This is a genomic window from Sphingomonas sp. AC435 (genome assembly GCF_979253005.1).
On record NZ_CEEDCJ010000003.1, the window covers coordinates 429,953 to 453,786 of the forward strand.

The 23,834-nt window shown below is 66.8% G+C and carries 19 protein-coding genes; 7 read left to right on the forward strand and 12 right to left on the reverse strand.

All coding sequences use genetic code 11. From position 1 onward, the window contains the following. Positions 1 to 171: 171 nt before the first annotated feature. The 5 genes from glnA to aroQ form a co-directional block, all read right to left on the reverse strand. Complete coding sequence (gene glnA, locus AC0CH8_RS08485) at positions 172 to 1,584, reverse strand: type I glutamate--ammonia ligase (protein WP_055841513.1); 1,413 nt, start codon at positions 1,582 to 1,584, stop codon at positions 172 to 174. 121 nt (positions 1,585 to 1,705) lie between these two features. Then, positions 1,706 to 2,044, reverse strand: coding sequence for a P-II family nitrogen regulator (locus tag AC0CH8_RS08490; protein WP_055841515.1), 339 nt, complete (start codon positions 2,042 to 2,044; stop codon positions 1,706 to 1,708). Between the two features lie 192 nt (positions 2,045 to 2,236). Beyond that, on the reverse strand, positions 2,237 to 3,589 hold the full coding sequence (accC, locus tag AC0CH8_RS08495; protein WP_465239498.1) for an acetyl-CoA carboxylase biotin carboxylase subunit: 1,353 nt from the start codon (positions 3,587 to 3,589) through the stop codon (positions 2,237 to 2,239). After that, positions 3,589 to 4,068 (reverse strand): acetyl-CoA carboxylase biotin carboxyl carrier protein, encoded by a 480-nt coding sequence (gene accB / locus AC0CH8_RS08500; RefSeq protein ID WP_465239499.1) that lies wholly within the window; start codon positions 4,066 to 4,068, stop codon positions 3,589 to 3,591. The genes accC and accB overlap by 1 nt, the downstream gene beginning before the upstream one ends. Before the next feature lie 34 nt (positions 4,069 to 4,102). Further along, positions 4,103 to 4,537: a type II 3-dehydroquinate dehydratase gene (aroQ, locus tag AC0CH8_RS08505; RefSeq protein ID WP_465239500.1), complete on the reverse strand. Its 435-nt coding sequence runs from the start codon at positions 4,535 to 4,537 to the stop codon at positions 4,103 to 4,105. Between the two features lie 73 nt (positions 4,538 to 4,610). Here aroQ and thiS point away from each other — a divergent pair, with 73 nt between their 5' ends. Beyond that, the gene (thiS, locus tag AC0CH8_RS08510; RefSeq protein ID WP_465239501.1) at positions 4,611 to 5,618 is read left to right on the forward strand and encodes a sulfur carrier protein ThiS; all 1,008 of its coding nucleotides are present in this window, start codon (positions 4,611 to 4,613) and stop codon (positions 5,616 to 5,618) included. A gap of 118 nt (positions 5,619 to 5,736) precedes the next feature. Continuing rightward, on the forward strand, positions 5,737 to 5,919 hold the full coding sequence (locus AC0CH8_RS08515; protein WP_204197506.1) for a CsbD family protein: 183 nt from the start codon (positions 5,737 to 5,739) through the stop codon (positions 5,917 to 5,919). Positions 5,920 to 6,078: 159 nt separating this feature from the next. Here the strand turns inward: AC0CH8_RS08515 and AC0CH8_RS08520 are convergent, their stop codons facing one another. Further along, positions 6,079 to 7,716, reverse strand: coding sequence for a thiamine pyrophosphate-binding protein (locus tag AC0CH8_RS08520; RefSeq protein WP_465239502.1), 1,638 nt, complete (start codon positions 7,714 to 7,716; stop codon positions 6,079 to 6,081). 91 nt (positions 7,717 to 7,807) lie between these two features. Between AC0CH8_RS08520 and AC0CH8_RS08525 the strand changes: the two genes are divergently transcribed. Continuing rightward, positions 7,808 to 8,644 (forward strand): oxidoreductase, encoded by an 837-nt coding sequence (locus AC0CH8_RS08525; protein ID WP_465239503.1) that lies wholly within the window; start codon positions 7,808 to 7,810, stop codon positions 8,642 to 8,644. 172 nt (positions 8,645 to 8,816) lie between these two features. Here AC0CH8_RS08525 and AC0CH8_RS08530 read toward each other — a convergent pair whose 3' ends face one another. Then, positions 8,817 to 9,710, reverse strand: a complete 894-nt coding sequence (locus AC0CH8_RS08530) for a LysR family transcriptional regulator (protein WP_465239504.1) — start codon at positions 9,708 to 9,710, stop codon at positions 8,817 to 8,819. A gap of 104 nt (positions 9,711 to 9,814) precedes the next feature. On the opposite strand from AC0CH8_RS08530, the gene AC0CH8_RS08535 reads away from it, so the two are divergent. Further along, on the forward strand, positions 9,815 to 11,893 hold the full coding sequence (locus AC0CH8_RS08535) for a malate synthase G (protein ID WP_465239593.1): 2,079 nt from the start codon (positions 9,815 to 9,817) through the stop codon (positions 11,891 to 11,893). Positions 11,894 to 11,977: 84 nt separating this feature from the next. On the opposite strand, the gene AC0CH8_RS08540 is transcribed toward AC0CH8_RS08535, so the two are convergent. The 4 genes from AC0CH8_RS08540 to thrS form a co-directional block, all read right to left on the reverse strand. Then, positions 11,978 to 14,857 carry a TonB-dependent receptor gene (locus AC0CH8_RS08540; RefSeq protein WP_465239505.1) on the reverse strand — a complete coding sequence of 960 codons (2,880 nt, stop codon included), beginning with the start codon at positions 14,855 to 14,857 and terminating at the stop codon, positions 11,978 to 11,980. 261 nt (positions 14,858 to 15,118) lie between these two features. Next, a complete protein-coding gene (gene infC / locus AC0CH8_RS08545) occupies positions 15,119 to 15,652 on the reverse strand; it encodes a translation initiation factor IF-3 (RefSeq protein ID WP_055841534.1) in 534 nt (177 codons plus the stop codon). Positions 15,653 to 15,726: 74 nt separating this feature from the next. Next, positions 15,727 to 16,296: a Uma2 family endonuclease gene (locus AC0CH8_RS08550; protein WP_465239506.1), complete on the reverse strand. Its 570-nt coding sequence runs from the start codon at positions 16,294 to 16,296 to the stop codon at positions 15,727 to 15,729. Positions 16,297 to 16,306: 10 nt separating this feature from the next. Then, positions 16,307 to 18,298, reverse strand: a complete 1,992-nt coding sequence (thrS, locus tag AC0CH8_RS08555; RefSeq protein WP_465239507.1) for a threonine--tRNA ligase — start codon at positions 18,296 to 18,298, stop codon at positions 16,307 to 16,309. Between the two features lie 224 nt (positions 18,299 to 18,522). Here thrS and AC0CH8_RS08560 point away from each other — a divergent pair, with 224 nt between their 5' ends. Continuing rightward, positions 18,523 to 20,709, forward strand: coding sequence for a TonB-dependent receptor (locus tag AC0CH8_RS08560; RefSeq protein WP_465239508.1), 2,187 nt, complete (start codon positions 18,523 to 18,525; stop codon positions 20,707 to 20,709). Between the two features lie 57 nt (positions 20,710 to 20,766). Here AC0CH8_RS08560 and AC0CH8_RS08565 read toward each other — a convergent pair whose 3' ends face one another. Further along, positions 20,767 to 21,582 (reverse strand): LD-carboxypeptidase, encoded by an 816-nt coding sequence (locus tag AC0CH8_RS08565; RefSeq protein ID WP_465239509.1) that lies wholly within the window; start codon positions 21,580 to 21,582, stop codon positions 20,767 to 20,769. Positions 21,583 to 21,776: 194 nt separating this feature from the next. On the opposite strand from AC0CH8_RS08565, the gene AC0CH8_RS08570 reads away from it, so the two are divergent. Together AC0CH8_RS08570 and AC0CH8_RS08575 are read left to right on the forward strand one after the other, a co-directional pair. After that, a complete protein-coding gene (locus AC0CH8_RS08570; protein ID WP_465239510.1) occupies positions 21,777 to 23,165 on the forward strand; it encodes a glutamate ligase domain-containing protein in 1,389 nt (462 codons plus the stop codon). A gap of 334 nt (positions 23,166 to 23,499) precedes the next feature. Further along, positions 23,500 to 23,736 (forward strand): DUF6356 family protein, encoded by a 237-nt coding sequence (locus tag AC0CH8_RS08575; RefSeq protein WP_204197515.1) that lies wholly within the window; start codon positions 23,500 to 23,502, stop codon positions 23,734 to 23,736. Positions 23,737 to 23,834 lie beyond the last annotated feature (98 nt).

Sequence of the window (23,834 nt, forward strand, 5' to 3'; positions counted from 1 at the left end):
CGTCCCGGTTTCGCGAGTCACCACCGGCAAGCACCACCGCAGCGAAAAGGGCGCCCGGATCGAACCGGACGCCCTTCTCGATGGTCCCGTCGTGGCGAAGCCACGCCGTCGGTCGTCGCCGAAGCGACGCCGGCCGTGCTCGGGCTGGCGCGTGTACGCCAGCCCTGCGCATCAACCGCTATAGTACATGTCGTATTCGACCGGGCTCGGCGTCATTTCCCAACGGGCGACTTCGGCCATCTTGATCTCGATATACGCCTCGATCTGATCCTTGGAGAACACGTCGCCCTTCAGCAGGAAGTCGTGGTCTGCGGCCAGGCAGTCGAGCGCCTCGCGCAGCGATCCGGCGACGGTCGGCACCTGTGCCAACTCGGCCGGCGGCAGGTCGTACAGGTTCTTGTCCATCGCCTCGCCCGGATGGATCTTGTTCAGGATGCCATCCATGCCCGCCATCATCAGCGCCGCATAGGCGAGATACGGGTTGGCCAGTGCGTCCGGGAAGCGCACTTCGACGCGCTTCGCCTTGGGGCCCGTGCCGTACGGAATGCGGCACGATGCCGAGCGGTTGCGCGCCGAATAGGCGAGCAGCACCGGCGCTTCGTAACCCGGCACCAGCCGCTTGTAGCTGTTGGTCGACGGGTTGGTGAACGCGTTGACCGCCTTGGCGTGCTTGATGATGCCGCCGATGAAGTACAGGCACATGTCGGACAGGCCGGCATAGCCGTTGCCGGCGAACAGCGGGTTCTTGCCTTCCCAGATCGAGAAGTGGGTGTGCATGCCCGAGCCGTTATCTTCCTTGATCGGCTTCGGCATGAACGTCGCCGTCTTGCCGTAGGCATGCGCGACCTGATGCACGACATACTTGTAGATCTGCATGCGGTCGGCGGTCTGCGTCAGCGTACCGAAGGTCAGGCCCAGCTCGTGCTGTGCCGCGGCGACCTCGTGGTGGTGCTTGTCGCAGGGGAGGCCCATCTCGATCATCGTCGAGACCATCTCGCCGCGGATGTCGACGGCGGAGTCGACCGGCGCAACCGGGAAATAGCCACCCTTGGCGCGTGGCCGGTGGGCGAGGTTGCCGCCCTCATATTCACGACCCGAATTGCCCGGCAGCTCGATGTCGTCGATCTTGTAGTAGCTGGTCGAGTAGCTGTTCTCGAACCGGACGTCGTCGAACATGAAGAACTCGGCCTCGGGGCCGACATACACGGTGTCACCGACGCCGGTCGTCTTCAGATACGCCTCGGCGCGCTTGGCGGTCGAGCGCGGATCGCGGGCATACAGCTCGCCGGTCGAAGGCTCGACGATGTCGCACACCACGATCAGCATCGGCGTCGCCGAGAACGGATCGACGTACACTGCATCCAGATCGGGCTTCAGGACCATGTCCGACTCGTTGATCGCCTTCCAGCCCTCGATCGAGGAACCGTCGAACATCAGGCCGTCGGTGAACTCGTCCTCGCCCATCAGGCCGGCGACCATCGTCAGATGCTGCCACTTGCCCTTGGGATCGGTGAACCGCAGGTCGATCCACTCGATCTCCTGCTCTTTCATCATCTTCAGAACGTCGCTGGCCGAATTCGCCATGTCATGCCCCTTGCTCGTGGAACCAATGCCGGGAAGCTCCCCGGCAGAATCATGTTACGATTGCGAACGCTGGATCGTAGAAATGTTGCGCCGCGTCAAATGACGATCCGATAAACCTGGATCAGATCGCCGCCTCGTCGCGCTCGCCGGTGCGGATGCGCAGTGCCGACTCGACCGGGATCACGAAGATCTTGCCGTCGCCGATGCGACCGGTCTGGGCGGCGGCGGCGATCGCCTCCACGACGCGCTCGGTCAGCGCATCCTCGACCACCACTTCCAGCTTCACCTTCGGCAGGAAATCCACGACGTACTCGGCGCCGCGATACAGCTCCGTATGACCCTTCTGGCGTCCGAAGCCCTTCGCCTCGGTGACGGTGATGCCGGACACGCCGATCTCGTGCAGCGCCTCCTTCACCTCATCGAGCTTGAACGGCTTGATGATCGCCTCGACCTTTTTCACTGCGGAACGTCCCCCGAAAACCGAATCCCTCGCCCGGCTGGGCGCGATGCACACAACGTGCCAGCCGAGGCCGTCAGGGGCAATGCTGAAGGAAGCGTAAATGCCTGCCTGCTAATCGGGCAGGGTGAGGAAGGATGCCTAGGCGGGGGGCATTCCGACGTTGGTTCCTCCCCAAAAAGGGGAGGAACCAACCTACTCGGGCTGCTTCGCCAGCCAGTCCTCCAGCCATTTGATCGTATAGTCGCCGGCCTGGAACTCCGGGTCCTCGATCAGGTCGCGGTGGAGAGGGATGGTGGTCTTCATTCCCTCGATCACGAACTCCTCCAGCGCGCGGCGCAACCGCGCGATGCAACGTTCGCGGCTGGTGCCGTAGACGATCAACTTGGCGATCATGCTGTCGTAATAGGGTGGCACCTTGTAACCAGCATAGAGGCCGGAATCGACGCGGACATGCATGCCGCCCGGCGCGTGGAACTGCGCGACCTTGCCCGGCGAGGGCATGAAGGTACGCGGGTCCTCCGCGTTGATGCGGCATTCGATCGCGTGGCCGCTGAAACGCACCTGATCCTGCGTCACCGATAGCGGATGACCCTCGGCGACGCGGATCTGCTCGCGGACGAGGTCGATGCCGGTGATCATCTCGGTCACCGGATGTTCGACCTGAAGCCGCGTGTTCATCTCGATGAAGTAGAACTCGCCGGCTTCCCACAGGAACTCGATGGTGCCCGCGCCGCGATAGCCCATATCGGCCATCGCCTTGGCCACAATGCCGCCCATCCGCTCGCGCTCGGCGGGGGTGATGACGGGAGAGGGGGCCTCCTCCAGTACCTTCTGGTGACGCCGCTGCAACGAACAGTCGCGCTCGCCGAGATGGATCGCGTTACCGTTGCCGTCGCCGAACACCTGGAACTCGATGTGGCGCGGATTGCCGAGGTATTTTTCCATGTACACGGTGGCGTCGCCGAACGCGGCCTTCGCCTCCGTGCCCGCCTGCGCCATCAGCGTCTCAAGCTGATCCTCCGACGTGCAGACCTTCATGCCCCGACCGCCGCCGCCCGACGCCGCCTTGATGATGACGGGATAGCCGGCCTTGGCGGCGATCGCCTTCGCCTCGTCCAGATCGGCGATCGGACCGTCGGAGCCGGGTACCAGCGGCAGGCCCAGAGCGCCGGCGGTCCGCTTCGCCTCGATCTTGTCGCCCATCGTACGGATGTGTTCGGGCTTGGGACCGACGAACAGCAGGTCGTGCATCTCCACGATCTCGGCGAAGCGCGCATTCTCGCTCAGGAAGCCGTAACCGGGATGGATCGCGTCCGCGCCGCTGATTTCGGCAGCCGAGATGATGTTCGGGATGTTGAGATAGCTGTCGGTCGCGGCCGGCGGTCCGATGCAGATCGCCTCGTCCGCGAGGCGCACGTGCATCGCATCGGCGTCCGCGGTCGAATGCACCGCGACGGTTTTGATGCCCATCTCGTGGCAGGCGCGGTGGATGCGCAGCGCGATCTCGCCGCGGTTGGCGATCAGCAGCTTCTTGATCTGCGGCATTATTCGACCACGACGAGGGGCTGGTCGAACTCGACCGGCTGGCCGTTCTCGATCAGGATCGACGTGATCGTACCCGCAGTCGGCGCGACGATCGGGTTCATCACCTTCATCGCCTCGACAATCAGCAGCGTGTCACCCGCGGCGACTTTTTGGCCGACCGACGAGAACGGCTTCGCACCGGGTTCGGCGGCGAGATAGGCGGTGCCGACCATCGGCGACTTGACCGCGTTGACGGTGCTGGCCGGGGCCATCGCGCCCGCCTCCACCGCCGGCGCGGCAGCCGCGACCGCAGCCGGTACCGCCAGTTGCGGCGCGTACTGCACCGGGGCGGCGGCCGCAGCCTTGCGCGCGACGCGGATCTTGCGATCGCCGTCCTCGACCTCGATTTCGGTCAGCTGCGTCACGTCGAGCAACTGGGCGAGCTGGCGCACGAGATCGACGTCGACCTGCATGGCGCCCGAAGAATTAGTGTCGGTCATTCTAGACCCTTCCCTCTGTAATCGGCGGCGTCTGTCAGAACCGCGCCGCGGCTTCAAGCGCGAGCCTATAGGACAGTGCACCGAACCCGGCTATCGTCCCCTTCGCCGCTTGCCCGACGAGGCTCACGTGCCGGAACGCCTCACGACGGTGCGGGTTCGACAGGTGCACCTCGATCACCGGCACCGTGATCGCCTTGATCGCATCGAGCAGCGCGACCGACGTATGCGTGAAGGCGGCGGCGTTCAGCAGCACCGCTTTCGCCCCCTCCGCCTGCGCCTCGTGCAGCCAGTCGACCAGATGCCCCTCATGGTTGGACTGGCGCAGGTCGATCTCCAGCCCCAGCTCGCGGGCGCGATCCTCCAGCATCCCCGCGATGTTGTCGAGCGTGTCGGAGCCGTAGATGTCGGGCTCGCGCAGGCCGAGCAGGTTCAGGTTTGGGCCGTTCAGGACGTAGACGATGTCGGTCATGCGTGCGTTCATCGCATCCGTAACGACCGCGCGCAACATTGCCGGGCACGGGCGCGACGCCTAGATGACAGGCATGGCACATACCGACGGAACCGTATCGATCACCGTGAACGGCGAGCACAAGCGCGTCACGGCCGGCCTCAGCCTCGCCGACCTCGCCACCGAACTGGGGCTGGTGCCCGAAAAGGTGGCGGTGGAGCGTAACCTGGAGGTCGTGCCGCGCTCGACGTTGAGGGATGTCTGCGTCGAGGATGGCGACGATCTGGAGATCGTGCACTTTGTCGGTGGTGGCGATCATGCCCGCCCGATTGCGGACGACAGCTGGACCGTCGCCGGCCGGACCTTCCGATCGCGCCTGATCGTCGGCACCGGCAAGTATAAGGATTTCGCGCAGAACGCCGCCGCGCTGGAGGCGTCGGGCGCGGAGATCGTCACCGTCGCCGTCCGCCGCGTCAACGTCAGCGATCGCAATGCGCCGATGCTGACCGACTTCATCGACCCGAAGAAGGTGACGTATTTGCCCAACACCGCGGGCTGTTTCGACGCCGAAAGCGCGATCCGCACTTTGCGGCTGGCGCGCGAGGCGGGTGGCTGGGACCTCGTCAAGCTGGAGGTGCTGGGCGAGGCGAAGACGCTCTACCCCGACATGCACGAGACGCTGCGCGCGACCGAGATCCTCGCCAACGAGGGCTTCAAGCCGATGGTCTATTGCGTCGACGATCCGATCGCCGCCAAGCGGCTGGAGAATGCGGGCGCGGTCGCGATCATGCCGCTCGGCGCGCCGATTGGGTCGGGGCTGGGTATCCAGAACCGCATCACCATCCGCCTGATCGTCGAGGGGGCGGGGGTGCCCGTGCTGGTCGATGCCGGCGTCGGCACGGCGTCTGACGCAGCGGTGGCGATGGAACTCGGCTGCGACGGCGTGCTGATGAACACCGCCATCGCCGAGGCGAAGGACCCGGTGATGATGGCCGCCGCGATGCGCTCGGCGGTGGAGGCGGGGCGGCTCGCCTATCGCGCCGGACGCATGGGGCAGCGCCGCTATGCCGATCCCTCCAGCCCTCTCGCCGGATTGATCTGAATCGATAATTTGGCTCAGGTTACCGCTTTGTCACGGAACTCCATTCCGTAGAGCCCGTTTCCTCCCTGAATGTCGAAGCGGCCCGGCTGGCGGGCGGCGGACAGAGATGGAGGCCATCATGGGCGAATTCACCGACAAGGTCGCAGCAGCCGGCAACAAGATCGCGGGCAACGTCAAGGAAGCCATCGGCAAGGCGACCGACAACGAGCGTCTGGAAGCCGAAGGCGAGGCCCAGCAGGTCAAGGGCACCGGCCAGGACGTCAAGGGCAGCGTCAAGGGCGCGCTCGGCGACAAGATCTGATCGGACCTAACGTCAGACGAAAGGCCGCTCCGGGCAACCGGGGCGGCTTTTTTTGTTTACGGGTTACAGAACTATTCGTCGCCTCCCCGGTCTTTGCCGTGAAGGGGCACGGGCAGGCGCCTCCGCGGGAAACGAGAGAAGGTTAGAAGCTCGCCTTGTTCACCCTCGCAGCTTCGCCAGCGTCGTTCCCGCGGTGATCGCCTCGACATCCGTCTTCACGTGCAGCAACCGAACGCCCGGCTCCCCCCCGGCGCGTGCCAGCGCCCCGGCGAAATCCTCCGTCCGCTCCACCGTGTCGGCCCAGCATCCGAACGCCCGCGCCAGCGCCGCGAAGTCCGGATTGGCCAGCCGCGTGCCCGCGACGCGTCCGGGAAACTCGCGTTCCTGGTGCATGCGGATCGTGCCGTACCAGCCGTTATCGACCACCACGACCAGTATCGATGCACCGCTCTGCACCGCCGTCGCCAGTTCCTGCCCGTTCATCAGGAAACACCCGTCGCCCGCCAGCGCCACGACGCTGCGCCCCGGATGCCGCAGCGACGCGGCCACCGCCGCCGGCACGCCGTACCCCATCGCGCCGGCGGTCGGCGCCAGCTGCGTTCCGGGACCGGCATAATGCCAGTATCGGTGCCACCAGCCCGAGTAATTGCCCGCGCCGTTGCAGATGATCGTATCCGCCGGCAACGCCTCGCGCATCGCCGTCACGCACGGACCCAAATCCATCGCCAGGTCGCGCGGCTGCGGTGTCGACCAGTCCAGCCACTCCGCATGTGCTTCCGCCCCGGCCGTCAGCGGCGGGATGGAGATCGCCAGCAACGCCTCCGCGAATTCGGCCATCCCGGCACAGATCGCCTGATCGGTCCGATAGGTTCGCCCCAGCTCCTCAGGATCGGGATGGACGTGCACCAGCCGCTGCCCCGGATGCTCCGGCGTGACCAGCGCATAGCCGTCCGTCGTCGCCTCTCCCAGCCGCGCCCCGATCACCAGCAACAGGTCGGCCGTGCGAATACGCTCCAGCAGCCTCGGGTTGGGGCCATAGCCTAGATTTCCCGCATAGACCGGGCAGTCGTTCGGCACCGCATCCTGTCGCCGAAACGCCGCCGCCAGCGGCACGCCCGCCTCCGCCGCCCAGTCGGCGACCGTCAGACCCGCGGCTTCGTTCCAGCCCGCGCCGCCGATGATCGCCACCGGCCGTTCTGCGGTGGCGAGCAGATCGGCCAGATGCTCCATTGCGTCCGCGTCCGCCCCCTGCGCCGTCCGCTCGACGCGCGGGCGGTCCAGCGCCGCCACCACGTCGAGCAGCATATCCTCCGGCAGCGCGAGCACCACCGGTCCCGGCCGCCCGTTCATCGCGGTCGCATAGGCGCGCGCGACATATTCCGGGATGCGCGCGGCATCGTCGATCCGTGCCGCCCACTTGCAAAGCGGTGCGAACATCGCCTGGAAGTCGACCTCCTGAAACGCCTCGCGGTCGCGGGTGCCGCGGTCGACATCGCCGATGAACAGGATCATCGGCTGCGAATCCTGCATCGCGACATGCACGCCGATCGACGCGTTGGTCGCGCCCGGGCCGCGCGTGACGAAGGCGATGCCCGGCCGGTGCGTCATCGTCCCGTCCGCGCATGCCATGAACGTGGCGCCGCCTTCCTGACGGCACACCACCAGATCGATCGCGGGCGTGTCGTGCAGGGCGTCGAGCACCGCGAGGAAGCTCTCCCCCGGCACGGTGAAGATACGGTCGCAGCCTTGCGCCACGAGCTGATCAACGAGGAGGCGGCCGCCGGTTCTGAGTGTCATGGTGGCAGCATAGCCGCTTGCCGCCCGACCGGGAACCGCGTCCGTCCGCCGATCATTCCCGCGCAGACATTCCGTTTCAGGAGAACACCTTATGTCGCTGTCGAGCGATCCGGTCTGGTTCATCACCGGCTGTTCCACCGGCTTCGGTCGGGCGCTCGCGGAGCGCGTGCTGGCACGCGGCTGGCGCGCCGTCGTCACCGCGCGTGACGAGGAACGGGTCGCCGATCTCGCCAGCGACCGCGCGCTGGCCGTCTCGCTCGACGTGACGGATCAGGCACAGATCGATGCGGCGGTCGCGGCCGCGCTGGAGCGGTTCGGCCGGATCGACGTGCTCGTGAACAATGCCGGTTATGGCTATCAGGCGAGCATCGAGGAGGGTGACGATGCCGAGATCCGCGCCCAGTTCGACGCCAACGTCTTCGGCCTGTTCGCGCTGACTCGCGCAATCCTGCCGACGATGCGCGCGCAGGCGGCCGGGCATGTCATCAACGTCACCTCCGTCGCCGGCCTCGTCGGCTTCCCCGGCTCCGGCTATTATGCCGCATCGAAGCACGCGGTGGAGGGCTTCACCGACTCGCTCGCGGCAGAAGGCGCTCCGCTCGGCATTCGCGCGACATGCGTGGAGCCGGGGCCGTTTCGCACCGACTGGGCCGGCCGATCGCTGCGCCAGACGCCGGTGAGGATCGACGCCTATGCCGACACCGCCGGCGCGCGGCTCGCGAGCACGAAGGACATCAGCGGCAAACAGGCCGGCGATCCTGTTCGCGCCGCCGACGCGATGATCGCATTGGCGGAAAGCGACACCCCGCCGCGGCACATGGTGCTCGGCAAATGGGGGCTGGACGCAGTGCTCGACCGCATGAAGGCGCGTGTTTCAGAGATTGAACGCCTGCGCGGGGAAGGGGAGGCGACGGATTTCCCGGAGTAGGCTGCTGGGTCAAGGCATCAGCTTCCTCGTCAGCACCGACCTTATTTAGCCCGTCACCCCAGCGAAAGCTGAGTCTCCGTCGAAGGCGCTACACAGCCCGGCAACAACGAGACCCCAGCTTCCGCTGGGGTGACGGGCATCCGCTATTATCACGCCACGAAAGAGATCGGGTTTACTCCATCCCCTCTAGCGCCGCACCCCCGCGCCAGCACCCGATCAGATGCTCGACCAACGCCACTGCCGCCGCCAGCGGCGTCACCGTCGGGAACACCGCGTGGATCGCCACCCGTGCCGATCCTTCATAGTCCGGCAACACCCGGACCAAGGCGCCCGCCGCGAGCGCACCACGCACATCCCACAGCGACCGCAGCGCGACGCCGACGCCGCCCAGCGCCAGTTCGCGGATCAGGTCGCTGCTGTTCGTCCGCACGTGGCTCGGGCGATCCACGGTCACCGCCTTGCCGCGTCCGGACAGCCGCCACGGCAACTGATCGACCGTCGCGAGCAGGCGATGCCGCTCCAGATCGGCGGGCATCTTCGGTTCGCCATGAGCAGCAAGATAGGCGGGGCTGGCGCATAGGACCCGCCGGCTCGACGCCAGCCGACGCGCGTGCAGCGGCGGTGGAATGTCGGCGGCGATGCGGATCGCCAGATCGATGCGTTCGGCAGCGATGTCGATCATCGCGTCGCTCAGGTTCATTTCCAATTTTATTGCCGGATTTCGGTCGAGAAAGCCGGCGAGATACGGCGCAATCAGCATCCGCCCGAATGATGTCGGCGCCGCTACGCGCAGCCGTCCCGCCGGTGTGCCACTGCGCCCGGATACCCGCGCCTCCGCCGCCGCCAGCGTCGCGAGGATCGCCACCGCGTCGGCATGGAACCGCTCCCCCGGCCCGGTCAGGTCCAGCCGCCGGGTCGTCCGCACCAGCAGCCGGACGCCCAGCCGCGCTTCCAATCGCGCGATCCGCTTCGACACCATGGCCGGGGATATGCCCGCTGTACGGCCCGCCGCGCTCAGGCTGCCGGCGTCCACGACGGCGACGAACAGCGCGATATCCGGGTCCATTCGTTCCTCCAGCGATCGACAGCTTTGTCACATATGCGCCTAACGACGAACTGCGCGAACCGCTATGCTCGTCCCGATCTACAAGGGACGAGCGCATGACGACGATGATCGACCGAGCCGGCTTACAGGTCGCACCGTCGCTGGCGAGCTTCATCGAAGATCGCGCCATACCCGGCACCGGATTGCAGCCGGAGCGCTTCTGGCAAGGCGTCGCCGACATCTTCGCTCGGTTCGCGCCGGACAACGCTGCGCTCCTCGCAGTACGCGACACGATGCAGGCGAAGATCGACGCATGGTACGACGCGCACGCCGGAACACCGTTCGACATGCCCATCTATCAGGCCTTCCTGCGCGAGATCGGCTATCTCGTGCCCGACCCCGCGCCATTCGCGATCTGCTCCACGAACGTCGACGCGGAGGTGGCGACGCTCGCAGGGCCGCAGCTCGTCGTGCCGATCCTCAACGCGCGCTTCCTGCTCAACGCCGCCAATGCGCGGTGGGGCAGCCTGTACGACGCGCTCTACGGCACGGATGCGATCTCCGGCGCGCCGGCGGGGCAGGGCTATGACCGCGACCGCGGCGCGCAGGTGATCGCCTGGGGCAAGGCGTTCCTCGACCGCAGCGTGCCACTCGCCGCCGGATCGTGGAGAGAATGGCAGGGCGGCGATCCCGTCCTCGCCGATCCGGCGCAACTCGTCGGCCGGGCGGGGGAGACGATCCTGCTGCGCCACCACGGCCTGCACATCGAACTCGTTATCGATCGCGATCACCCGATCGGCCGCGACGATCCCGCCGGCCTCGCGGACATCGTCCTCGAATCCGCGCTGACCGCAATCGCCGATCTGGAGGATTCGGTCGCCGCCGTCGATGCGGAGGACAAGGTCGCCGCCTATGCCAACTGGCTGGGCCTGATGACGGGCGACCTGACCGCCAGCTTCCCGAAGAACGGCCGCACGCTGACCCGCCGGCTCGCCCACGATCGCCACTATATCGCGCCGGACGGCAGCGCGGTGACGCTGCCCGGCCGCAGCCTGATGTTCGTGCGGAACGTCGGCCACCTGATGACGACGCCTGCCGTGCTGCTGCCGGACGGTTCGCGGGCGCCGGAGGGTATTCTCGACGCGATCGTCACCAGCCTGATCGCGCTCCACGATCTGAACGGCCGCCGCGCGAACAGCCGCGCCGGGTCGATCTACATCGTCAAACCCAAGATGCACGGACCCGACGAGGCGGCCTTCACCGACCGGCTGTTCGACGCAGTCGAGGATCTGCTCGATCTGCCCCGCCATACGATCAAGGTCGGCGTCATGGACGAGGAGCGGCGGACGAGCGCCAATCTGGCCGCCTGCATCCACGCGGTGCGCGACCGGATCGTGTTCATCAACACCGGCTTCCTCGACCGCACCGGCGACGAGATGCACACGGCGATGCGGGCGGGTCCGATGATCCGCAAGGGCGAAATGAAGGCGGCAGACTGGATCGCGGCGTACGAAGACCGCAACGTCCAGATCGGCCTCGGCTGCGGACTTTCCGGCCGTGCGCAGATCGGCAAGGGCATGTGGGCCGCGCCCGATCGCATGGCGGACATGCTCGCGCAGAAGATCGGCCACCCTCGGACCGGCGCCAACACTGCGTGGGTGCCGAGCCCGACTGCGGCGACGCTGCACGCGACCCACTACCACGCGGTCGACGTGTTCGCGCGACAGGCGGAGCGGCGCGACGAGCCCGTCGTCTCGCTCGACCGTCTGCTGACGGTGCCGGTCGCGGCGGAGCGGAACTGGTCGTCGGAAGAGGTGCGCGAGGAACTCGACAACAATGCGCAGGGCATCCTCGGCTATGTCGTCCGCTGGATCGATCAGGGCGTCGGCTGTTCGAAGGTGCCGGACATCCACGACATCGGCTTGATGGAGGACCGCGCCACCCTGCGCATCTCGTCGCAGCACATCGCGAACTGGCTGCTCCACGGCGTCGCCACGCGTCCCGAGGTCGACGCAGCGTTCACGCGCATGGCGGCGAAGGTCGATGAGCAGAATGCCGACGATCCGCTTTACCGACCACTGGCGGACGGCGGCCTCGCGCTGGACGCAGCGCGGGCACTGGTGTTCGAGGGGCTGGAGCAGCCCAACGGCTACACGGAACCGCTCCTCCACCGCTATCGTGCGCTGGCGAAGGCGGAGGCTTAGCCTATCGGCAGACGACCGCTTGGAACAGACGAAAAGGGCCGGCCCACCAGATGGTGGACCGGCCCTTCGTCCGTGATCGGCAGATCAGAAGCGTGAGCGCAGCGTCACGCCGTAGGTCCGCGGCTCGGCGAGGAAGGCCGAGTAGAGCGCGTTGGCGGTCTGGCCGAAACGCTGCGTGTTCGCGACCGAATTCGCGCCCTGAAATGGCGAGTTGAACGCGACCTGCACATAGTTCTGGTTCGTCAGGTTCTGCGCCCATACCTCCAGCGCCCAGATCTGGTTCGGTCCACGCAGGCCGACGCGCGCGTTGACCAGCGGGAAGCCATCCTGCTTCTTCTCCGGCGCCAGATCGGAGCCGGTGTTGTAGTCGGAGGTCATGCGGCCATCGACATAGAACAGCGCGGACAGGCCGTTCGACCCGATGTTCGGCGTCCACGCCAGCGACGAGGTGACGACGTTGCGCGGCGCATTCGACAATTGCGCACCCGGCAGCAGGAACAGCGCGGGATCAAGCGCCTCGCCCTGCGAATTGCCGACCAGATTGCGGCGGAACTTTGTGTCTGCGAACGTGTAGCCGGCGGTGAACGTCACGTCGCGCGCGGGGTTCATGACCGCTTCGACTTCGACACCCTGCGAGATCACGCCCTTGCGGTTGGCATCGCCGGCGCAGGTGCCGTTGCCGGCCAGGCTGTCCGTGTCTGCCCCGCCCAGATCGTTGTCGCAGCCCTGGATGTTCTGCACGACGAAGACGGTGCCGTTGAACGTGTTGAGCTGGAAGTCCTTGAACTCCTGACGGAACGCCGCGACGTTCAGGCTCAGGCTGCCACGGATGTTGTACTTCGCACCGATTTCGTACGCGTCGACCTTCTCCGCGTCGAAGCGCAAGCCAGCCGCGTCGGCATTCGACCGCGGCGCGAACACGCCGCTCAGGCCGCCCAGATCGGAACGATCGAGGTTGAATCCGCCCGCCTTGTAGCCCTTGGCGTAGGAGGCGTAGGTCAGCAGGCGCGGCGTCGGCTTCCACGAAATCACGCCGGTGCCGGTGAACTCGCCGTCCTTGAACCCGTCGCGCAGGTCGAGGCCGTTGAGCTGCACGGAGCTGTTGCCGACGCACGACAGCGTGATGATTCCGCCGATGAACGTCTTCGCCGCCGCCGGTACCGCAGCGCTGCCGAGCAGCGGCGCAAGGTTCGCCTGCTGCACCGGGCAGACCGTATTGTTGTTGTTGATGTCGGCGCTGAACCGCTTGTTCTCGTGCGTGTAGCGCAGGCCCAGCGTCACTGACAGCGTGTCGGTGATGTTCAGGATGTTGTGGGTGAAGAACGCGTAGTTCTCGCTGGTCTGCCGATAGACCGAGCCGCGATCGCCGAGGTTGTTGACGGTCGAGAGGCGGTCCAGCCCGGCGAGGATGGCCGGTGCCAGCGGCCCGAAGTTGGCACCGAACGCCTGCCGCGCCGTCGCCCCGCCGAACGCCGCCGAGGGCGTCGTGCCGAGACAGCCCGGATTGTTCTGGTTCTGGAGCAGCACCAGCGGGTTGGCGGTCGCCACCAGACGGCAGGCCGCGAACGCGCCGTATTGCGACCCGAAGTTCGTGCTGTCGACCAGCCTCAGCTTCTCATGCGAGTAGAACCCGCCGACCAGCCAGTCGAGCTTGCCCTCGAACAGCGATCCCTGAAGGCGCAGTTCCTGCGTGAAGGTCTTGAACTGGCGGTAGGAGTCGGAGCCGCGGTAGCCCAGATCGACGTTGCCGTAATCGACGTCGGCACCGTTGCCCGACTTGTACTCGCGATAGGCGCTGATCGAGGTCAGCGTCGCGCCGCCCAGATCCCAGTCGAGCTGCCCCGACCCGCCATAATCCTTGGTGATGTTGCGATAGCTGCGGCCCGGCGTGATCGCGACGTTGCGCTCGAACGGATTGGCGTTGACGGTGTTGGTCGGGCGGACCGCACCCAGTCGGTCGAGAATGCCGAGGATGCGGTTGCTGGCGTTGTAAGCGACCGCGCCGTCCGTGTTCACCGCGCTGCCGTTCGCCTGCGCGGCGTTCGCGGTCGGATCGACCGTCTCGAACTTGCTGTAATAGGTCGCGCCGCAGCAGCTTTCGTTGCGACGCGTGAAGTCGCCGATCAGCCGCAGCGAGATCGCGTCGGTGGGCTTGAACAGCAACTGGCCGCGGACGAAATACCGATCGCGGTTGTTGACCTGACGCTCGCTGCCGTTGCGGTTCGGCGTGATGTTGGTCAGGAAGCCGTCGCGCTTGTTGTAGACGCCGTCGACGCGGAACGCGAGCACGTCGCCGATCAGCGGACCGGTCAAACCACCGGCAAAGCGATAGTTATCGTAATTGCCGTAGGTCGCCTCGGCGACGCCGCCGAAATTGAACTCGGGCGCTTTCGACACGATGTTGATCAGGCCGGCCGACGCGTTGCGGCCGAACAGCGTACCTTGCGGACCGCGCAGCACTTCGACGCGCTCGATCTCGCCGAGCTCGTTCAGGCCGACGCCGGTGCGGCTGCGATAGACGCCGTCGATGAAGACCGCGACCGAGCTTTCCAGGCCGGGATTGTCGCCGACCGTGCCGATACCGCGGATACGGGCGGACGCGTTCGCTTCCGATCCGGTGGAGGACACCAGCAGCGACGGTGCAAGCTGGTTCAGCTGGCGGATGTCGTTGCCGCCCGAATTCTGCAACGCGTCCTGCGTCACCGCGCTGACCGCGATCGGCACGTCGCTCAGCGGACTGGCGCGGCGAGTGGCGGTGACGATGATGTCGCCGGCATTGGTGGCCGGTGCTTCGCTCTGGGCAGTGCCGGTGTTGTCCGACTGGCTCTGCACCGCACCCGCGGCGGTCGCCTGCGACGGTACCTGACGCTCTTCCCCCGTGGTGGGGGTCGCTTGCTGGGCAAAAGCTGGCACCGCGAGGGCAACGGTGGCGACGGCAGACAACAGGTATGCGGTCCGGCGCATGGCGGCATCTCTCCCTTGGTTGACGTTCGTTTTACCGGTGTCCGGCTTTTTCGAATGTCTGGTTTGGACATTTGCTAGAGGGTCCAAGGGGCAGGCGTCTACCGGTTTCGAGTATTGACCATGTTTTTTCCGTAAATCATGGGGGGAGTGTCGCCGCCGGGCAACATCATGCGCTGCAACATGAAATCGCCGACATGCAGCACATATGGAAAGGGCGGCCCTCTTGGACCGCCCTGTCATTCCACCGATCTCGGTACCGGCTTACTTCGGCGACAGCACCATCAGCATCTGCCGACCTTCCATCCGCGGATAGGCCTCGACCTTGGCCACGTCGGCGACCTGTTCGGCCACCCGCTGCAGCACGGCCATGCCCAGCTGCCCGTGGCTCAGTTCGCGTCCGCGGAAGCGCATCGTCACCTTCACCTTGTCGCCCTCGCCGATGAACTCGACCACCTTCTTCATCTTGGTGTCGTAGTCGTGGTCGTCGATGTTCGGACGCATTTTGATCTCCTTGATCTCCTGCGTCTTCTGCGACTTGCGGGCGAGGTTCGCCTTCTTCTGCGCCTCGTACTTGAACTTGCCGACGTCCAGGAACTTGGCGACGGGCGGATCGGCGTTCGGCGAGACCTCGACCAGATCGAGCCCGACTTCCTGTGCCGCAGCGATAGCCTCCCGCGTGTACATGACACCGAGATTCTCGCCCTCGTGATCGATCACGCGGACCTTCTGGCTCTGGATCCATTCGTTGAAACGAGGACCGTTCATCGGCGGCGCCTGGTTCGGCCGGCGCATCATGGGAGGACGTATGGGTATTGCTCCTGTGGTTGTTGATACGGCATATAGGCGATTGGGCGCGTTTTTGGAAGAAGTCAGTCGATCGTGTCGAGACAGACCGTCACTGACGGTAGTAGAAGTGCGGTGACCTGATCGGCTGCGACATACTCCCGAACGTCCCGATACACGCCATCGACGGCATTGCGATGAACGCGAACGGTCTGTCGTACCGCATCCACCACCCAGTAATCGCGGACGCCGTGCGCGGCGTAGATCGGTGCCTTGACGCGAAGATCATACCCGATCGACGAATCCGCGACCTCAATCACGAGCAGAAGATCCGGGCCTCGCACATCGCGGGGAAGGCCGCCCTTGGGCCAGACGGTAAGGTCCGGTTCGACAAGCAGCCGCGTCGCCAAAGTGACAGATGGCTCCACGAACAGCCGTGCGTCATCAGGTAGCGAAAGGACGAGAGCGCGGGTGAGGCGTGATTTCATGATCTCGTGCCAGTTCGCCTTCGCGGCAGCCATCGGCACGATCTCCCCATCGATCAATTCGAAATTATCGTTTTCGCCGAAAACTCCCGCTTCGGTGAGGGCATAAACCTCCTCGACGCTCAATCGCGCCGGAATGGTACCGGCCTGGATGTCCTGGAAAACGGTCATGGGTCGATCATTAGCATAAATCCGGCGGGGTCGCCTCCGTCACCAGCATCGCGATCGCCTCGTCCAGCGTCAGGATCTCCTGCGCCTGGCTGCCCAGCCGGCGCAGCGCGACCTTGCCTTCCTCGGCCTCGCGCTTGCCGACGACCATCAGGTTCGGGACCTTGGCCAGCGAATGCTCGCGCACCTTGTAGTTGATCTTCTCGTTGCGCAGGTCGGTCTCGACGCGGATGCCCGCCTTCGCCAGCTTCGCCTGGACCTCCCGCGCATAATCGTCGGCATCCGACACGATCGTCGCCACCACCACCTGCACCGGCGACAGCCACAGCGGGAAGCGCCCGGCATGATGCTCGATCAGGATGCCGATGAAGCGTTCGAACGTGCCGAGAATGGCGCGGTGGAGCATGATCGGGCGGTGGCGATTGCCATCCTCGCCGACATAGCTGGCATCGAGTCGCTCGGGCAGCACCGTGTCGGTCTGGATCGTGCCGACCTGCCACGTCCGGCCGATCGCGTCGGTCAGGTGGAACTCCAGCTTCGGCGCATAGAACGCACCCTCGCCGGGCAGTTCCTCCCAGCCATATTCGGCCGTGTCGCGCCCCGTGGCCGCGACCGCATCGCGGAGCGACTGCTCCGCCCAGTCCCACATCGCCTCCGACCCGAAACGCTTTTCGGGCCGCAGCGCGAGCTTGATCGCGTAGCTGTCGAAGCCGAGATCCTTGTAGACCGAGTCGAGCAATTCGCAGAACTTGCGGACCTCGTCGACCAGCTGCTCCTCGCGCACGAAGATATGCGCGTCGTCCTGCGTGAACTGCCGCACCCGCATGATGCCGTGCAGTGCGCCATGCGGCTCGTTGCGGTGGCAGCAGCCGAACTCGGCCATGCGGATCGGCAGGTCGCGATACGACTTGATCCCCTGCTTGAAGATCAGGACGTGCGCCGGGCAATTCATCGGCTTCAACGCCATCAGGTCGCCTTCGCCGGACAGCACCGCGCCCTCTTCCTCGGTGTTCGGCACTTCGTCCGGCACCACGAACATATTCTCGCGATACTTGCCCCAATGGCCCGACTGCTCCCACTGGCGCGCGTCCATGAGCTGCGGCGTCTTGACCTCTTCATAGTCGGCGGCGTCGAGGCGGCGGCGCATATAAGCCTCCAGCTGCCGCCACAGGATGAAGCCCTTGGGGTGCCAGAACACCGACCCCTGCGCCTCCGACTGGAGGTGGAACAGGTCCATCTCCGCGCCGATCTTGCGGTGGTCGCGCTTGGCCGCTTCTTCCAGCCGGAACAGATGCTGGTCGAGCTGCTTCTTGTTCAGCCAGCCGGTGCCGTAGATGCGGCTGAGCATCGCGTTTTTCTGGTCGCCGCGCCAATATGCGCCGGACACGCGCGTCAGCTTGAACGCCTGCGGATCGAGCTTTCCGGTGGCGGCCATGTGCGGCCCCCGGCACATGTCGAGCCACTGGCCCTGACGATAGATCGTCAGCTCCTCGTTCTCGGGCAGTTCGGCGGCCCATTCCGCCTTGAACGTCTCGCCCTGCTGCGTCCACGTGTCGATCAACTGCTCGCGCGACCAGACCTCGCGCACGAAGGGTTCGTTGCGCGCGATGATGCGGCGCATCTCCTCCTCGATCGCGGGCAGGTCGTCGTCGGTGAACGGCCGCTCCTTTGGTGCGAAGTCGTAGTAGAAGCCGTCGTCGGTCGCAGGGCCGAAGGTGATCTGCGTGCCGGGGAACAGGTGCTGCACCGCCTCCGCCATCACATGCGCCAGATCGTGACGCACCAGCTCCAGCGCGTCCTTCTCGTCGCGCGCCGTCACCAGCGCCAGTTGCGTATCGCCGTCGAACGGCCGCGACAGGTCGCGCACCTCGCCGTCGATCCGCGCCGCCAGCGCCGCCTTCGCCAGCCCCGGCCCGATCGCCAAGGCCACGTCCGCGGGGGTGGTCCCCGGCGCAACCTCGCGGACGGAACCGTCGGGCAGCGTGATGCGGAACATGACAGACATGGAAAACTCGGCTGTTGGGAGGAGAGGCGGCCTTATGCCGTCGCCTGCTCGATATAGGCAAGCAGGGCCGGATCGCCTAGCGTAGCCCAGCATTTCCGCCGTTTTTGGCGGGCGCACGGGAGCAGATTGACGATATGCGTTCGCGATCGGGAACTTACACAGCGCGTGGGACGCGAATCGGGGCAACCGGGACACGCAACCGCGTCGTGGCGATCGCAGCGTCGATGGCGACACCGATTGCTGCGCAGGAGGTTCCTGCGCCGGCCACCACCGAGTCCTCCGCCGAAATCGTCATCGAAGGCAAAAGGCTGGATGATCGTTCGATCGTCGGTCCGACCCAGCCGCTCGCGGTGTTCGATGCGGCCGCCCTGCAGGGGCTGGGCACGACATCGATCGCCGACATGCTCAAGAAATTACAGTCGCTGACCCGCTCTTCGTCCGGCGAGCCGCCGATCCTGCTGCTCAACGGCCGCCGCATCGCCGGGTTCGAGGAGATGCAGGATCTGCCGTCCGAAGCCGTCGAGAAGTTCGAGCTTCTCAGCGAGGCGGACGCGACCCGCTTCGGCTATTCCCCGACCCAGCGCGTCGCGAACATCATCACGAAGAGGCGCTTCCGCTCGCTCGAGCTGGAGCAGCAGAGCAATAGTACGACCGAGGGTGGCGGCACCGGCATCCTCGCGCGGGCTGCCGCGACGCGGCTTGACGGGCCGCGCCGCCTGACGCTCGGTGCGCGGGGGGAGCGGCGGCTGGCGATCACGGAGGCGCAGCGCGATCTCGATCCGCTGCCCGGCCTGACGCCGCGGTCGATCGCCGCCGCCTCCCGCACCATCCGCGGCAACGCTGCCTGGGCCGTCCCGCTCGGCCGCTCGACCGGCCTGTCGCTATCCGGGTCGATCGAGCGACAGGCGGACCTGTCGCTGCTGGGCGTCGCGATCGGCTCCTCTGAACCTGAGCGCCAGCGGTCGATCATCAGCACGACGACGGGCGGCGTCGCGGTGAGCAGTTCGCTGGGCGACTGGACGTGGAACGGCACCGGCAGTGTCACGAACTTCGTCGCCACCGCCGCCACGTTGGGCGGCGACCCGGCGGTTGGGCTGCGCACCCGGTCGGCGACGCGGACGCTCTCGACCAAGCTCGTCGCCAATGGCCCGCTCATGACGCTTCCTGCTGGCGACGCAACGCTGGCCCTGTCGCTCGACGGGGACGAGTCGCGCAGCCGTCGGGCGGGCGCATCCGCCGCCGACGCGCGCACCTTCAACCGCCGCACCAGCGCGGCGACGGTCACCGCAAGCCTGCCGATCGCCTCCGCCCGCCTGGGGGTGCTGTCGATGCTGGGCGACGTGACCGCGACCGCGACCGGCGGCGTCGGGCATGTGACGCGCGGCGGTACCTACCCCCGCGTCGCGGCGACGCTCGGCTGGCGACCGATCGCCGCGGTCCGGCTGGGCGGCAGCGTCGACCGCAGGCAGACGCCGCCCTCGGTCAACCAGCTCTTCGATCCGGTCCGCTCCTTCCCGAACGTCCCCTATTTCGACAATCTCACCGGCCAGACCGTGTTGGTCGACGTGATCGGCGGCGGCAACGCTCGCCTTGCGCCGGAGCGACAGCGGCGAAACGCGATCGACCTGACGCTCAAGCCGTTCGCGAAGCGCGAGCTGACCCTGGCCGTGACCTACGCCACGACCGACATCATCGACCAGGCCGCCTATGTGTCGCAGCCGACACCGCTGGTCGCCGCGGCCTTCCCGACCCTGTTCACGCGTGATGCGAACGGGCGGCTGCTGTCCGTGGACAGTCGCCCCGTGAACCTCGCGCGCGAACGCCGCCGGGAACTGACGGCGAACCTCGGATGGGCCGGTCCGCTCGGCGCACAGCCGATGCTGCCCATGCTGCCGCCGCCGGGGACGGAGCCCGGCCCGCCCCCGGCGATGCCGCGCGAGCCGTTCTTTCTGTTCGCCAACGTGTCGCCCACGCTGCGCCTCGCTAACCGGCTGATGTTGGTGGACGGTCAGCCCTCGCTCGATCTGCTCGACGGCGATGCGTTCGGCGGCAGCGGCGGCCGTCCCCGTTTCGAGGGCAACGCCTTCGCGGCCCTGTCGCGGGGCGGCATCTCCGGAACGTTCGACCTCCAGTGGCGCTCCGCCACCCGCGTCCGTGCCGATCTCGCCGCCGCCGATCTGCGCTTCGGCAGCTTGTTGACGATCGGCACCTCCCTGATCGTGCCGCTGGCGAAGATCACGGGCGGCCAGCATTGGGGCAAGGGGGTGCAGATCGCGCTCAACGCCCGCAACCTCTTCAACGAGCGCCAGCGCGTCCGCGACCGTGACGGGATCACCCCGATCGGCCTGCGCCCCGCCTATCTCGACCCGTTCGGCCGTTCGGTGATGGTGTCGCTGCGCAGCCTGTTCTGAAGGGGCAGCCTGTTCTGAAGGGGCACTCTGTTTTGAGCAGGCGGTTTGTTCCGACGATCAGGCGATCCCGAACGGCACGACGTGATTGTCCTGCGTGTGCCCCACCCGCGCGCGGCCCAGATACGGCACGCCCATGTCGCGGCACCAGCGCGCCATCATCGCCTCCAGCGTCTCGCCCCACGGCGGATCGTTCTCGACGATATCGTTGACCACGCCCAGCCGCACTCCGGCGATCCCCTTCAGTTGCGTTGCATTCGCCACCGTGAACAGCATCCGGTCGACGCGGTACAGCGGCTCCGACACCTCCTCGATGATGAGAACGTGGTCGGTCAGGTCGGGCAGCCACGGCGTCCCGATCAGCGCATCGAGGATGGCGAGGTTGAACGCCGCCGCCGGCCGCCCGCCCAGATCGGGTTCCAGCCCCTGCCGGTCGCCGCGCACCAGCCAGCCCAGCGTCCGCGCCACCGTCTCGTCGCCCTTGTTGCGGTTGATGTCCGTCGCCATCGGCGCGTGCACCGGCCGCCCAATCCGCCGCGCGTACAGCGCACCGAGCAGGAACCCCATGTCCGAATAGCCTGCATACGCCTTGCGCGCCGCCGCCGGTTCCAGCTTCGGCATCACCTCCGCCAAGATGCGGTTCGACCCATACCCGCCGCGCGCGAACCACACCGCATCCACTGCCGGATCGTTCGCCACCGACAGGAACGTCGCCGCGCGCACCGCATCGCTCCCCGCGAAATGCCCCGCGCTTTCGAAGCATTGCGGGTGGAAGATCAGGTCCACCTCCGGATAGGCGATCGCCGCAAACGCCCCCGCGCGTGCGGCGACGACCGGATCGATCGGCCGGCCGGGCGCTACAACGGTGATCTTCATGGTTTTGCGTTCCTTGTGATCACGAACCTATTCCACCCCGGCGAAGGCCGGGGTCCAGTTGCCGCGCACGCCGTGGGTCTCACCGGCTCCGCCGAGACGGGACCCCGGCCTCCGCCGCGGCGGCGGACAGTGGAGAACGCCCGCATCATGCTCAAAAGCTTGCCCACGCTCCACCGCCGCGATAGCCCGCCCCGATGCACAGCGGCAAATCCTCTTTCTTCGTCGGCATCGGCGGGTCCGGCATGATGCCGCTGGCGATGATCGTCCGCGCGCGCGGCGGCATCGTCGCCGGGTCCGACCGTGGCCTCGATCAGGGCCGCACCTCCGCCAAGTTCGACGCGCTCCGCACCGCCGGCATCGCGCTGTTCGCGCAGGACGGCAGCGGGGTGACCTCCGCCGACCAGATCGTCATCGCGTCCGCGGCGGTGGAGGCGAGCGTGCCCGACATCGTCGCCGCCGACCGGCTCGGCTGCACGCGTATGACGCGGGCGCAGGTCAATGCCGGCCTGTTCAACGACGCGGCGCTGCCGATCGGGGTCGCCGGCACCAGCGGCAAGTCCAGCGTTACCGGCATGATCGGGTATATCCTGCATACGCTCGGCCGCGATCCGACGGTCATGAACGGCGCGGTCATGAAGGATTTCGCCACCCCCGACGCCCCCTTCGCCAGCGCACTGGTCGGTCGCGGTGACGCCTTCGTCAGCGAAGTCGACGAAAGCGACGGCTCGATCGCCCTGTACCGCCCGGCGGTCGCGGTGCTCAACAACGTCACGCTCGATCACAAGGGGCTGGACGAACTTCGCCAACTGTTCGGCGACTTCGCCCGCGCCGCTCGCCACGTCGTCGCCAACGCCGGCGATGCGGAAACCGCGGCGCTGCTGGCGACGCTGCCGCGGGACACGCTCACGACCTTTGCGGTGGAAGGGGAGGGGGATCTCGTCGCCCGCAACCTGTCGCCCGAACCCTTCGCGATCGGGTTCGATCTGATCGGTGCGGAAGGCGACCATCACATCCGCCTTTTGGTCCCGGGCCGCCATAACGTCTCCAATGCGCTCGCCGCGATCGGCGCCTGCGTCGCGGCCGGCGTCCCGCTCGCCGCCGCCGCCCGCGCGATCGAGGGCTTCACCGGCCTTCGCCGCCGCTTCGACCTCGTCGGCCAAGCGAACGGCATCGCCGTCATCGACGATTTCGGCCACAACCCGGACAAGATCGCCGCCACGCTCGACACGCTGCACGCGCATCCCGGCCGCCTGCTGATCCTCTTCCAGCCGCACGGCTACGGCCCCCTCAAGCAGATGGGCCGCGAACTGGCGCAGACCTTCGCCGATCATCTGGCGGGCGAGGACGTGCTGACGATCCCCGATCCCGCCTATTTCGGTGGCACCGTCACGCGCGAGGTCGGCAGCGCCGACATCGTCGCGCGCATCGCCGCCGCCGGCCGAACCGCCCACCACGACCCCGATCGCTCCGACGCAGCTTCGCGCCTCGTCGCCCTTGCCCGGCCCGGCGACCGCATCGTGGTGATGGGCGCCCGCGACGATACGCTGAGCGGATTGGCCGCGGACATGCTGGCAAACCTGTAAATCCTCCCCTTGCAGGGGAGGTGGCAGGCCGCAGGCCTGACGGAGGGGTATCCACGCCAGTGGTGTCACCCCTCCGGCGCATGCGCGCCACCTCCCCTTGCAGGGGAGGATTGGGGCTGTACGCCACAGTACTCCTCTTAAACCCTCCCTTCTCAAGGGGAGGTGGCAGGCCGCAGGCCTGACGGAGGGGCAGCCACAGGCGACACGGCGAGCGGCTGCCCCTCCGTCACGCCTGCGGCGCGCCACCTCCCCGTGCCGGAGAGGATCGACAGCCAACGCTGGATCACTCCGCGCCTTCCGTCTACGCTGGCCGCTGCAAAGGAGCAGACCGGCGATGAACCCCTTCACCGACCACCCCGCCGCCGTCGGCGAAAGCTACGGCCAACATTTCGTCGTCGCCACCCGCTTCGGGCTGCGCATGATCGCCGGCGGCGTCGGTGCGATCATCCACGGTGTGTTCCCGTTCCTCTGCACCACCACCGGCAGCCGCGCGATCAAGACGCTGCACGGCGAGATCGTCGCCAAGCGCGACGGCGAAGTGCAGACGCGATCGGTGGAATTCATCATCTGACCGGATGCCGCCGTTCGTGCTTTCGCGGTTGCACGGACGACGGCGCAACCTGTCCTACACGGCTCGCCCGATCTATACCGCGCCGCATGTCCGTCGCT